Raw genomic sequence first — 12,433 nt, 5'->3', positions numbered from 1 at the left:
AAGTCCTCGGTGGACACCTGCTACTGGTGAACCCAATAATGATTCCCAGGCCTGACTATCGTGAGGTAGCGAGGAGAGGAAGGCAGAAAACTAACCACTTTTAGAGGGTTAAATAGTAGTTAATGCATAGGTAAAAAAGCATGGTAAATAGTTAGTATTAGCGGAAGTAGAAAAGTTAAAAATGAAAGGAAATTATCATGAGTAAAAATAGTAGAACAGAAAAAGCTAAAGTAACAGAAAGTGCAGATTTTGGAGCATATTTTTTAATCTTAGCAGTTTTAGCCGTCGGGGCGCTTGCTTATTTTTCAGAAGATTTTGGGACAAGGTGGGCAAAAGTTATAGAAATAGTCGGAGCACCGTTTTCTTTAGGTTTAGGTTTTTTTGCTTTTGATAAAGGTTTTGAACTGCTAAACGATTATAAAAAGAATAAAAGAAAAGAAGACGAAGAGGAAGAAAAAAAACAACACTCAGAACTAAAAAATGTAAAATAAAGGGGTAAAAAATGGCAAGGAGAAAGAAGTCACTTGGAGAAGAATATGGGAAGATGGTGTTATCAAGGACGATAGCAACCTATGAAAAAGCAATCAACGCTGAAAAATAACATTTTCAGATGAAAAGATGGAGGAGCTAGACAACATACTATCTAATGGAATGGGGTTGCTTGATGGAGTACAAGCAACGGTATTCTAACAGGACGAAAATAAAAAAAGGCATTCCTCGTGAATACAAAAACAATGTTTCAATTTTCAGAAGCTAACAGTTAAAGTTTGTCTTTGTCCAGTTTGACTTTTACCATAGTATGTGAGGTATATTAAATGAATAAGAAATCCTTTTTTATCATCTGTTCTACGTTAATCATAGCATCTAATCTTCTCATGATTTCCGTGGTGAACAAGGGAGAAGAAACGGGGAGCAACCTGTTTGTGATTGCTATAGCCTGTGTTTTGCTACCAGCCTTTTTATATGCAGTTGAAAACCGACTGACTTCACTGGTAAGAGTAGAATCAATACTCCTGATTCAGTTGACAGTTATATCCCTACTCCGTCTTATCAACAGAATAGGGAGTACGCCTGAAATCTTCAACATTATTATTACCCTTCTCGTTTTGGCAAGTGGGACAGCTGCTATCCTTGTTGCGATCATGAGAATATATGAGAACATACGGAAGTGAGGGTGAGTAGTTCTCTATTTTGTATTTTCACATTGTCAACTTCCCTCAGGGCAAGTATGTTTTTCATGCTTGCTTTTTAAATTTTTTAACAATTCAAGATGTTTTGATGACCATTTATGATTTGAGTGATCCAAGGATAAAATGAGTGCTATACTAACAGTGTAAAGGTTGTAACTAAACTAAGATAAAGCATACATTTAGGAGGAAATTTTATGAAGAAAAAAATACTGATTATTTTCGTTCTATATCTGATCATGTCTACCCTTCTTTATCCGCTTAGGGAGAGTATTTGGTATCATCTATTTTATACCATAGCCTATATGATTGCGGTTGTGATCTATTTTGCTTTAACTAAAAAGAAAGGAGCAAAGAAATGAAAACTTTTCTTGCTAAAAAACGGAACGTCTTCCTTGCGAGACTGTTCCTAGGTCAGTTGCCCTTACTTGTCTCTACTTATCTATTTCTATCTCGTCAGTTTTTAAATTTTTCCTTGGTTTTCCAATTTCTTTTAGTGGTTCTTAACTTGGCTTCAATTTTAGTTACTGTTTACCTCACTAGGGAGATGAGGATAAGAGAGTTTGAAGATGATGATTTGGTTAGTCCTAGAACAAATCAACTTATGTTCATTGGTTTGACAGGTTTTATGTCTATTATTTGTTTGTATAGAGGTGTCACAGCAGGAGAATTCTATCAACAATTAATTGCCTATATTGGCGCTATTCTCTGCTTGATTATCATGCTTCTGCTCATTTGGGGATTGAAGTATTATAAAAAGTAGGGGAAGAGTTTTCTTCTTAATCTGGGGCTAGTCTATAGACTGGCAGGAGGAGATTATCATGTATAAACACTTATTTTTCCTAGATTCCAAAACCTTAGACTGGTTGACACCTTATATTCTGGTCTTGGCTTCTGACACCATTGCCTTTAATGTTTTTGTGCTAACCTTTGTATCTGCGGTGGTCTTTAATTCCCTAAATTCCATGCTAGCTTTAATGGCTATATTCTTAGGGGCTGGCTACGTGGTCGGATTTTGGTTACTCAAATGGTTTGTTTTGGAAAGACTAGATCTAAAGAATGACGTGTAGGAAGTCTGTTTGGTGAGGAGGATAGCTTTATGGCCATTTTCAATAAGTGTCATGCCTTGTTTTTGGGATTTTTAGTATTTGCAATCATTGGTACAGCGGGATATTCCGTCAATCAAGGGGATTATTTTCAACACCAGTACACATTCATTATTATAAAGAGTCTCTTGCTTTTCCTTAGTTTTGGCTATGCGAAATGGTTTGACATGATTTCTTTTGGGATGTTAAGCAAGAAACAACTCATGCTGTTCATTGGAATCTTTCTTCTCACTGTGCTGGTAAATATAGGTTATCATGCCTTTTTCTCAGTTGCTTCTGGTGCTTCGGCTCAACACCTTGAGGAAACGAGTAAAGGACTTTCGCTTTCCTTTATTGTAAGTGCCACAGTTTTGGCCCCTATCCATGAGGAACTCCTGTTTAGAGGACTTCTTCAGGGTGCTGTTTTTGACAATTCTTGGTTAGGGCTTGTACTGACTTCCTCTCTCTTTTCTTTTATGCATGAACCTTATGATATCCCTTCGTTTTTCTATTATCTACTGGGGGGCTTGTTGCTGGGCTTTGCTTATAAAAAGAGCCAAAACCTATGGGTTTCTACTCTAGTTCACATGTTTTACAATGCTTGGCCACTCTTATATTATTTATAAAAATCATGAAAAGGTAAGCAGAAGACGGTGCTTGCCTTTTTCTTTCTATAATGATACCCAAGCCAATCCAGAGGCTTTTCTTTGAGAATCGGGTGTGGAGCGGTTGACGAATAGGCCAAAAACTAGTAGAATAGTAAGGAAACTTTATACGGAGGAAAGAAATGGATTTGGGTGATAATGAGCTAACACTGACTCCCATACCTGGGAAAAGTGGCAAAGCTTATATGGGTAGCTATCCTGATGGGAAGCGTATCTTTGTAAAAATGAACACCTCTCCAATCCTACCTGGTCTAGCTAGAGAACAAATTGCTCCACAATTATTATGGAGTCGCCGTTTGGCAGATGGACGTGATATGTGTGCTCAAGAATGGTTGACAGGCAAAATATTGACCCCCTATGATATGAATCGTAAACAAATCGTCAATATTTTGACCCGCCTTCATCGCTCACGCCCGTTGATGACACAGTTGAGTCGTTTGGGATATGCCATGGAAACACCTGTAGATTTACTACAGTCTTGGCAGGAAACGGCTCCAGATGCTTTGCGTAAAAATCATTTTATCAGTGAAGTGATGGCTGATTTACGTCAGACTATTCCAGGATTTAGAGAGGACCATGCGACCATTGTCCATGGAGATGTACGACATAGTAATTGGATTGAGACAGACAGTGGCTTGATTTATTTGGTGGATTGGGATTCGGTTCGCTTGACCGATCGCATGTTTGATGTGGCCCATATGCTCTGCCATTATATTCCAGAACATCAGTGGAAGGAATGGTTGACCTACTACGGTTACAAGTACAATCAAACGGTATTAAATAAATTGTATTGGTACGGTCAATTGTCTTACTTGAGCCAGATTTCCAAGTATTATATGAACCAAGATTTAGAAAATGTCAATCGGGAGATCCATGGCTTGCGTCACTTCCGAGACAAGTATGGAAAGAGAAGATGAGAGTTAGAAATCGTAAAGGGGCGACAGAATTACTAGAGGCAAATCCCCAGTATGTGGTCCTCAATCCCTTAGAAGCCAAGGGAAAATGGCGGAACTTGTTTTGCAATGATAATCCCATTCATGTGGAAGTTGGAAGTGGAAAGGGTGCCTTTGTTTCAGGTATGGCCAAGCAAAACCCTGACATCAACTATATCGGGATTGATATTCAAAAGTCTGTTTTGAGCTACGCTTTGGACAAGGTGCTTGAAGTTGGAGTGCCTAACATCAAGCTCTTGTGGGTAGATGGTTCTGACTTGACTGACTACTTTGAAGACGGTGAGATTGATCGCTTGTATCTGAATTTTTCAGATCCATGGCCGAAAAAACGCCATGAAAAGCGCCGTTTGACCTACAAGACCTTCTTGGATACCTTCAAGCGCATCTTGCCTGAAAATGGAGAAATTCATTTCAAGACGGATAATCGTGGCTTGTTTGAATACAGCCTAGTTAGTTTTTCTCAGTATGGTATGAAACTCAATGGTGTCTGGCTAGATTTGCATGCCAGTGATTTTGAAGGCAATGTCATGACAGAATACGAGCAAAAATTCTCCAACAAGGGGCAAGTTATCTACCGAGTTGAGGCAGAATTTTAAGAAATATCCTGAAATCAGGCTGTATAAGTGCTTTTGCTTTACATAAGTTGGCAAACGTGCTATACTAAGAGTAAGAATATGAAAAGTGAGGCGGGGAAATATCTTCGCCTCTTGCTTATGAGGAGGTGGACGCAATCGCAACAATTGTAGAATTAGTCAGAGAAGTTGTAGAACCTGTCATAGAAGCGCCTTTCGAACTCGTGGATATCGAGTATGGAAAGATTGGCAGTGACATGATTCTCAGTATTTTTGTAGATAAACCTGAAGGAATTACCTTGAACGACACGGCAGACTTGACAGAAATTATCAGTCCTGTCCTAGATACCATCAAGCCAGATCCCTTCCCAGAACAATATTTCCTAGAAATCACCAGTCCAGGCTTGGAACGTCCTTTGAAAACCAAAGATGCCGTTGCTGGAGCGGTTGGGAAATACATCCATGTCGGGCTCTACCAAGCCATCGATAAGCAAAAGGTCTTTGAAGGAACCTTGGTGGCCTTCGAAGAGGACGAGTTGACCATGGAATATATGGACAAGACGCGTAAGAAAACTGTCCAAATTCCATACAGTTTAGTATCAAAAGCACGTTTAGCAGTTAAATTATAGAAAAAGAAAGGATAGCTTTTGAGGATTCAAAAGTGAAGAAAACATGAGTAAAGAAATGCTAGAGGCCTTCCGCATTTTGGAAGAAGACAAGGGAATCAAAAAAGAAGATATCATCGACGCAGTAGTAGAGTCGCTTCGTTCCGCTTATCGCAGACGCTATGGTCAATCAGACAGCGTAGCTATTGACTTTAACGAAAAAACAGGTGACTTTACAGTTTATACTGTCCGTGAAGTAGTTGATGAAGTATTTGATAGCCGTTTGGAAATCAGCTTGAAAGATGCTCTTGCCATTAATTCAGCCTATGAACTTGGTGACAAAATCAAGTTTGAAGAAGCACCTGCTGAGTTTGGTCGTGTAGCAGCTCAATCTGCCAAACAAACCATCATGGAAAAAATGCGCAAGCAAACACGTGCCATCACGTACAATACTTACAAAGAACATGAGCAAGAAATCATGTCTGGTACAGTAGAACGCTTTGACAACCGCTTTATCTATGTCAACCTTGGTAGCATCGAAGCCCAATTGTCAAAACAAGACCAAATCCCTGGAGAAGTGTTTGCTTCCCACGACCGTATCGAAGTATATGTCTACAAGGTTGAAGACAACCCTCGTGGTGTCAACGTCTTTGTTAGCCGTAGCCATCCTGAAATGATCAAACGCTTGATGGAGCAAGAAATTCCAGAAGTCTACGATGGAACTGTCGAAATCATGAGCGTGGCTCGTGAAGCTGGTGACCGTACGAAAGTTGCCGTTCGTAGCCACAATCCAAACGTGGACGCTATCGGGACAATCGTTGGACGTGGTGGTGCTAATATCAAGAAAATCACCAGCAAATTCCACCCAGCTCGTTACGATGCTAAGAGTGACCGCATGATTCCTGTCGAAGAAAACATTGACGTTATCGAGTGGGTAGCAGATCCAGCTGAGTTTATCTACAATGCTATCGCACCTGCAGAGGTTGACCAAGTTATCTTTGATGAAAACGACAGCAAACGTGCCTTGGTGGTTGTTCCTGATAACAAGCTTTCTCTTGCCATCGGTCGTCGTGGGCAAAACGTTCGCTTGGCAGCTCACTTGACTGGTTACCGTATCGATATCAAGTCTGCTAGCGAATTTGAAGCCATGGAAGAAGCTGCTTCGGTAGATTTGGAAGCAGAAAACGATACTGTAGAAGAATAAAAGCTGCTAGAGGAGGGAAAGATGAAAACGAGAAAAATCCCTTTGCGCAAGTCTGTTGTGTCCAATGAAGTGATTGATAAGCGTGATTTGCTCCGCATTGTCAAGAACAAAGAAGGACAAGTCTTTATCGATCCGACAGGCAAGGCCAATGGCCGCGGCGCTTATATCAAGCTAGACAATAAAGAAGCCCTAGAGGCGAAAAAGAAGAAGGTCTTTAACCGTAGCTTTGACATGGAAGTAGAAGAAAGCTTTTATGACGAGTTGATCGCTTATGTGGATCACAAAGTGAAAAGAAGAGAGTTAGGACTTGAATAAGCAAAAGATAAGCAATCTCTTGGGACTTGCTCAGAGAGCAGGGCGGATTATATCGGGTGAAGAATTGGTGGTCAAGGCCATTCAAGATGGCAAGGCCAAGTTGGTCTTTCTAGCCCATGATGCTGGACCCAATCTGACCAAGAAGATTCAAGATAAAAGTCATTATTATCAAGTAGAAATTGTAACCGTGTTTTCAACACTGGAATTAAGCATAGCAGTCGGAAAATCGAGAAAGGTTTTGGCTGTAACAGATGCTGGATTTACAAAGAAAATGAGGTCTCTTATGGAATAGAAGAGGAGGACATGATTTGTCTAAGAAAAGATTGTACGAAATCGCAAAAGAACTTGGAAAAGAAAGTAAAGAAGTTGTAGCGCGTGCAAAAGAGTTGGGCTTGGATGTGAAAAGCCACTCATCAAGTGTGGAAGAAGCTGTCGCTGCAAAAATCGCTGCCAGCTTTAAGCCTGCAGCTGCTCCGAAAGCAGAAGCAAAACCTGCAACACCAAAAGCAAGTGTAGAAAAGAAAGCCGGAAAATCTGAGCCAGCTAAACCAGCTGTAGCTAAGGAAGAGGCAAAACCTGCTGAGCCAGTCGCTCCGAAGGCCGAAAAAGTAGCAGCTAAACCGCAAAGCCGTAATTTTAAGGCTGAGCGTGAAGCCCGTGCCAAAGAGCAGGCAGAACGACGCAAGCAAAACAAGGGCAATAACCGTGACCAACAACAAAACGGAAACCGTCAGAAAAACGACGGTCGCAATGGTGGAAAACAAGGTCAAGGCAAGCGCGATAATCGTCGTTTTAACGATCAAGCTAAGAAACCGCAAGGTCAGCAAAATCGTGGAAATGAGCGCCGTCAACAAGAGGACAAACGTCCACATCAAGCGGCTCCACGTGTTGACTTTAAAGCCCGTGCAGCAGCCCTAAAAGCAGAGCAAAATGCAGAGTACGCACGTTCAAGTGAGGAACGTTTCAAGCAGACTCAAGCTGCCAAAGAAGCCTTGGCCCAAGCTAACAAACGCAAGGAGCCAGAGGAAATCTTTGAAGAAGTGGCTAAGTTAGCTGAACAAGCGCAACAAGTTCAAGCAGTGGTTGAACCAGCTCCTGTAGCTAAAGAAGCGCCAGTGGATACACGTCGTAAAAAACAAGCTCGACCAGACAAAGAACGTGATGATTATGATCACGAAGAAGATGGTCCTAGAAAACAACAAAAGAATCGAAGTAGTCAAAATCAAGTGAGAAATCAAAAGAATAGTAACTGGAATAACAACAAAAAGAACAAAAAAGGCAATAACAAGAACAACCGCAATCAGACTCCAAAACCTGTTACGGAGCGTAAATTCCATGAATTGCCAACAGAATTTGAATATACAGATGGTATGACCGTTGCGGAAATCGCAAAACGTATCAAACGTGAACCAGCTGAAATCGTTAAGAAACTCTTTATGATGGGTGTCATGGCCACACAAAACCAATCTTTGGATGGGGAAACAATTGAACTCCTCATGGTGGATTATGGTATTGAAGCCAAACAAAAGGTTGAAGTGGATAATGCCGACATCGAACGTTTCTTTGTCGAAGATGGTTATCTCAATGAAGATGAATTGGTTGAGCGTCCACCAGTTGTAACTATCATGGGACACGTTGACCACGGTAAAACAACACTCCTAGATACCCTTCGTAACTCTCGTGTTGCGACAGGTGAAGCAGGTGGTATCACTCAGCATATCGGTGCCTACCAAATCGTGGAAAATGGCAAGAAGATTACCTTCCTTGATACACCAGGACACGCGGCCTTTACATCTATGCGCGCGCGTGGTGCTTCTGTTACCGATATTACTATCTTGGTCGTAGCGGCAGATGACGGGGTTATGCCTCAGACTATCGAAGCCATTAACCACTCAAAAGCGGCCAACGTTCCAATCATCGTAGCCATTAACAAGATTGATAAACCAGGTGCTAACCCAGAACGCGTTATCGGTGAATTGGCAGAGCATGGAGTTATGTCAACTGCTTGGGGTGGAGATTCTGAATTTGTTGAAATCTCAGCTAAATTCAACCAAAATATCGAAGAATTGTTGGAAACAGTCCTTCTTGTCGCTGAAATCCAAGAACTCAAGGCAGACCCAACAGTTCGTGCTATCGGTACAGTTATCGAAGCGCGCTTGGATAAAGGAAAAGGTGCGGTCGCAACCCTTCTTGTTCAACAAGGTACCTTGAATGTTCAAGACCCAATCGTTGTCGGAAATACCTTCGGTCGTGTCCGTGCTATGACCAACGACCTTGGTCGTCGTGTTAAGGTTGCAGGGCCATCAACACCAGTGTCAATCACAGGTTTGAACGAAGCGCCAATGGCGGGTGACCACTTTGCTGTTTACGAAGATGAAAAATCTGCGCGTGCAGCAGGTGAAGAGCGTGCCAAACGTGCCCTCATGAAACAACGTCAAGCTACTCAACGTGTTAGCCTTGAAAACCTCTTTGATACCCTTAAAGCTGGTGAACTCAAGTCAGTTAACGTTATCATCAAGGCCGACGTACAAGGTTCTGTTGAAGCCCTTTCTGCCTCACTTCAGAAAATCGATGTGGAAGGTGTTAAAGTTACTATCGTTCACTCAGCGGTCGGTGCTATCAACGAATCAGACGTAACCCTTGCCGAAGCTTCAAATGCCTTTATCGTTGGTTTCAACGTACGCCCTACACCACAAGCTCGTCAACAAGCAGAAGCTGACGATGTTGAGATCCGTCTCCACAGCATTATCTACAAGGTTATCGAAGAGATGGAAGAAGCTATGAAAGGGATGCTTGATCCAGAATTCGAAGAAAAAGTTATCGGTGAAGCAGTTATTCGTGAAACCTTCAAGGTGTCTAAAGTGGGAACTATCGGTGGATTCATGGTTATCAACGGTAAGGTTACCCGTGACTCTAAAGTTCGTGTTATCCGTGACGGTGTCGTTATCTATGACGGCGAACTCGCAAGCTTGAAACACTACAAAGACGACGTCAAAGAAGTTACAAACGGTCGTGAAGGTGGATTGATGATCGACGGCTACAATGATATCAAGATGGATGATGTGATTGAGGCTTATGTCATGGAAGAAATCAAACGATAATAGAGAAACGATAGCTCATTTGACTCGTCGTCAACATCGCCTTGATGAACTTCAGTTCTATCTAAGGCTTGTTTCCTAGATTCAAATGGCTCTAGTTCCTCTATCCAATAGAAATAGCTAGGTCTGCTGGCCTAGCTTTTGGTTCAAAGTAGAGAAAGGAATATCATGGCAAATCATTTCCGTACGGACCGTGTGGGCATGGAAATCAAGCGTGAAGTCAATGAGATTTTGCAAAAGAAAGTCCGTGATCCGCGTGTCCAAGGTGTGACCATTACAGATGTTCAGATGCTAGGTGACTTGTCCGTTGCCAAGGTTTACTACACCATTTTGAGTAACCTTGCTTCAGATAATCAAAAAGCTCAAATCGGGCTTGAAAAAGCAACTGGTACTATCAAACGTGAACTTGGTCGCAATTTGAAATTGTACAAAATCCCAGATTTGACTTTCGTCAAAGACGAATCCATCGAATATGGAAACAAGATTGACGAGATGCTACGCAATCTGGATAAGAACTAAAAAGGAGGGGAAACCCTCTTTTTTTGTGGGGGAAAAGGCAATAAAACATGCTGGCGGAATATTTCCAGAGTTATATTAAAAAGCTTTATAAAATTCAACTTGTATGATATTATAGGAAATAAAAAGAGTGAGAGAGAACGATTTTTCAGCAATAGCCAGCAAGGCTGGTATCGTTAATATTTTGAAAGTGTAGTTAAACGAGGGAAGATAATATGGGACTCATAAAAACTCTAGCTAAAACTTACGGGAATTACTTTTTGACCATGCAAGGTGTAAAAGTAATGAAAACGATAAAGAAAGATGACCATGCCGTTGTCGGTCTGGGGAAACTCTTTATTGAAGACAAGTTAATGGATACGGCTCGGTGGCTCATCAAGCCAGAGGAGAGAGAATGAAATTTTTCTGGGTCTTCTTGCCATCATTTTTATCAAACCGATTATTGGAATTGTGAAATTCCTGTGGATGATCATCTCTTTTGCGGTCCAATTGCTGTTTTACAAGATATTATTTAAAATATTGGATTGGCTTTTTAAACTTATCTAGATGGTAATCCAAATCGCAGAGAACTAGCAGGAACTCTACTGCTAGTTTTTTAATCTCTTTCCTTATGGTATAATGAAAGAAGTAAAATCATTTTAGAACATACAATGGAGGTCGTCATGGATAATATCATCGATGTGTCAATTCCTGTTGCAGAAGTGGTGGACAAGCATCCAGAAGTCTTGGAAATCCTAGTGGAGCTGGGTTTTAAACCTCTAGCCAATCCTTTGATGCGCAACACCGTTGGGCGCAAAGTATCGCTTAAACAGGGTTCTAAGCTTGAAGGAACTCCTATGGACAAGATTGTCCGCATACTGGAAGCGAATGGCTACGAAGTGATTGGTTTAGACTAATGGTAGATGAACGGATTCATGTCCTGCGGGATATTTTGTTAGAATTGCACAATGGTGCCTCTCCTGAGTCGATTCAGGAGCGTTTTGATGCGACCTTTGCGGGTGTCTCAGCCATCGAGATTTCCCTCATGGAGCACGAGCTGATGAACTCAGACTCAGGTGTCACCTTTGAAGATGTCATGGAACTCTGCGATGTCCATGCCAATCTTTTTAAAAATGCTATTAAAGGTGTTGAAGTTTCAGATACCGAACACCCTGGGCACCCAGTTCGTGTCTTTAAGGAAGAAAATCTGGCTCTCCGCGCTGCCTTGATTCGCATTCGGAGATTGTTAGATACTTATGAGTCTATGGAAGATGAAGAAATGCTTGCGGAGATGCGCAAGGGCTTGGTTCGTCAGATGGGTCTTGTGGGGCAATTTGACATCCATTACCAACGTAAAGAAGAACTTTTCTTTCCCATCATGGAGCGCTATGGTCACGATTCGCCTCCAAAAGTTATGTGGGGAGTGGATGATCAGATCAGGGAACTCTTTCAAACAGCTTTAGCGACAGCCAAGTCACTACCTGAAGTGCCGATTCGCAGTGTAAAGGAAGCTTTTGAAGCTTTTGCGACAGAGTTTGAAAGTATGATTTTCAAGGAAGAGTCCATCCTTCTCATGATTCTCCTTGAGTCCTTTACTCAGGATGACTGGCTTCAGATTGCGGAGGAGAGCGATACCTATGGCTATGCCATCATCCGTCCGTCTGAGAAATGGGTGCCAGAAAGACAGAGTTTTGTTGAGGAAAAGAGCGCAGAGGAGCCTATTCAGCTAGAAACGGTAGAGGGTCAAGTTCAGAAAGTCATCGATACGCCAGAAGGTCAGTTTACAATTACCTTTACTCCTAAGGAAAAGGAAGCAGTGCTGGACCGTCATAGTCAACAGTCTTTTGGCAATGGCTATCTCTCGGTCGAGCAGGCCAATCTCATTCTCAATCACCTCCCTATGGAGATTACTTTTGTCAATAAAGACGATATTTTCCAGTATTATAATGACAATACGCCGACTGACGAGATGATTTTCAAACGGACGCCGTCACAAGTTGGGCGCAATGTTGAACTCTGTCATCCACCTAAGTATTTGGACAAGGTTAAGACCATTATGAAGGGGCTTCGTGAGGGTACTAAGGACAAGTATGAAATGTGGTTCAAGTCTGAGTCGCGAGGTAAGTTTGTCCACATCACCTACGCAGCAGTGCACGATGAAGAGGGAGAATTTCAAGGGGTGCTGGAGTATGTTCAGGATATCCAGCCCTACCGTGAGATTGACACGGACTATTTCCGTGGATTAGAATAAGGA

General features: G+C 41.8%; 15 protein-coding genes. All 15 read left to right on the top strand.

The features are described 5' to 3' along the window. The first annotated feature begins 197 nt into the window (after nucleotides 1-197). The 15 genes from ACLV7W_RS08645 (at nucleotide 198) to ACLV7W_RS08575 (ending at nucleotide 12,430) form a co-directional block, all read left to right on the top strand. Nucleotides 198-491 (top strand): hypothetical protein, encoded by a 294-nt coding sequence (locus ACLV7W_RS08645; protein ID WP_033684780.1) that lies wholly within the window; start codon nucleotides 198-200, stop codon nucleotides 489-491. 1,054 nt (nucleotides 492-1,545) lie between these two features. Further along, nucleotides 1,546-1,950, top strand: coding sequence for a hypothetical protein (locus ACLV7W_RS08640; protein ID WP_033684782.1), 405 nt, complete (start codon nucleotides 1,546-1,548; stop codon nucleotides 1,948-1,950). A gap of 58 nt (nucleotides 1,951-2,008) precedes the next feature. Further along, complete coding sequence (gene blpZ, locus ACLV7W_RS08635) at nucleotides 2,009-2,257, top strand: immunity protein BlpZ (protein ID WP_125393110.1); 249 nt, start codon at nucleotides 2,009-2,011, stop codon at nucleotides 2,255-2,257. Nucleotides 2,258-2,286: 29 nt separating this feature from the next. Continuing rightward, the gene (locus ACLV7W_RS08630) at nucleotides 2,287-2,898 is read left to right on the top strand and encodes a CPBP family intramembrane glutamic endopeptidase (RefSeq protein ID WP_411865816.1); all 612 of its coding nucleotides are present in this window, start codon (nucleotides 2,287-2,289) and stop codon (nucleotides 2,896-2,898) included. A gap of 161 nt (nucleotides 2,899-3,059) precedes the next feature. After that, nucleotides 3,060-3,854: a cell cycle regulator CcrZ gene (gene ccrZ, locus ACLV7W_RS08625; RefSeq protein ID WP_000362999.1), complete on the top strand. Its 795-nt coding sequence runs from the start codon at nucleotides 3,060-3,062 to the stop codon at nucleotides 3,852-3,854. After that, on the top strand, nucleotides 3,851-4,486 hold the full coding sequence (gene trmB / locus ACLV7W_RS08620; protein WP_033684787.1) for a tRNA (guanosine(46)-N7)-methyltransferase TrmB: 636 nt from the start codon (nucleotides 3,851-3,853) through the stop codon (nucleotides 4,484-4,486). The genes ccrZ and trmB overlap by 4 nt, the downstream gene beginning before the upstream one ends. A 125-nt stretch (nucleotides 4,487-4,611) precedes the next feature. Next, nucleotides 4,612-5,091 carry a ribosome maturation factor RimP gene (gene rimP / locus ACLV7W_RS08615; protein WP_049515952.1) on the top strand — a complete coding sequence of 160 codons (480 nt, stop codon included), beginning with the start codon at nucleotides 4,612-4,614 and terminating at the stop codon, nucleotides 5,089-5,091. Nucleotides 5,092-5,134: 43 nt separating this feature from the next. After that, entirely contained in the window at nucleotides 5,135-6,271 is a 1,137-nt protein-coding gene (gene nusA / locus ACLV7W_RS08610) for a transcription termination factor NusA (RefSeq protein WP_261096727.1), read from the top strand. 21 nt (nucleotides 6,272-6,292) lie between these two features. Further along, the gene (gene rnpM, locus ACLV7W_RS08605; protein ID WP_000857567.1) at nucleotides 6,293-6,586 is read left to right on the top strand and encodes an RNase P modulator RnpM; all 294 of its coding nucleotides are present in this window, start codon (nucleotides 6,293-6,295) and stop codon (nucleotides 6,584-6,586) included. After that, nucleotides 6,579-6,878, top strand: coding sequence for a YlxQ-related RNA-binding protein (locus ACLV7W_RS08600; RefSeq protein WP_001041390.1), 300 nt, complete (start codon nucleotides 6,579-6,581; stop codon nucleotides 6,876-6,878). Before rnpM ends, ACLV7W_RS08600 begins: the two co-directional genes overlap by 8 nt. 16 nt (nucleotides 6,879-6,894) lie before the next feature. Then, a complete protein-coding gene (gene infB / locus ACLV7W_RS08595; protein ID WP_411865815.1) occupies nucleotides 6,895-9,687 on the top strand; it encodes a translation initiation factor IF-2 in 2,793 nt (930 codons plus the stop codon). Nucleotides 9,688-9,852: 165 nt separating this feature from the next. Beyond that, nucleotides 9,853-10,203, top strand: a complete 351-nt coding sequence (gene rbfA, locus ACLV7W_RS08590) for a 30S ribosome-binding factor RbfA (protein ID WP_001273601.1) — start codon at nucleotides 9,853-9,855, stop codon at nucleotides 10,201-10,203. A 212-nt stretch (nucleotides 10,204-10,415) separates the two neighbouring features. Beyond that, on the top strand, nucleotides 10,416-10,598 hold the full coding sequence (locus tag ACLV7W_RS08585) for a hypothetical protein (RefSeq protein ID WP_411865814.1): 183 nt from the start codon (nucleotides 10,416-10,418) through the stop codon (nucleotides 10,596-10,598). A 264-nt stretch (nucleotides 10,599-10,862) separates the two neighbouring features. After that, nucleotides 10,863-11,096 carry a DUF1858 domain-containing protein gene (locus tag ACLV7W_RS08580; RefSeq protein ID WP_020903132.1) on the top strand — a complete coding sequence of 78 codons (234 nt, stop codon included), beginning with the start codon at nucleotides 10,863-10,865 and terminating at the stop codon, nucleotides 11,094-11,096. Beyond that, on the top strand, nucleotides 11,096-12,430 hold the full coding sequence (locus ACLV7W_RS08575) for a DUF438 domain-containing protein (RefSeq protein ID WP_261078427.1): 1,335 nt from the start codon (nucleotides 11,096-11,098) through the stop codon (nucleotides 12,428-12,430). Before ACLV7W_RS08580 ends, ACLV7W_RS08575 begins: the two co-directional genes overlap by 1 nt. Nucleotides 12,431-12,433 lie beyond the last annotated feature (3 nt).

The organism is Streptococcus mitis, assembly GCF_965111735.1.
GTDB lineage: Bacteria > Bacillota > Bacilli > Lactobacillales > Streptococcaceae > Streptococcus > Streptococcus mitis_DR.
This window is presented reverse-complemented; position numbering and strand designations above follow the sequence as displayed.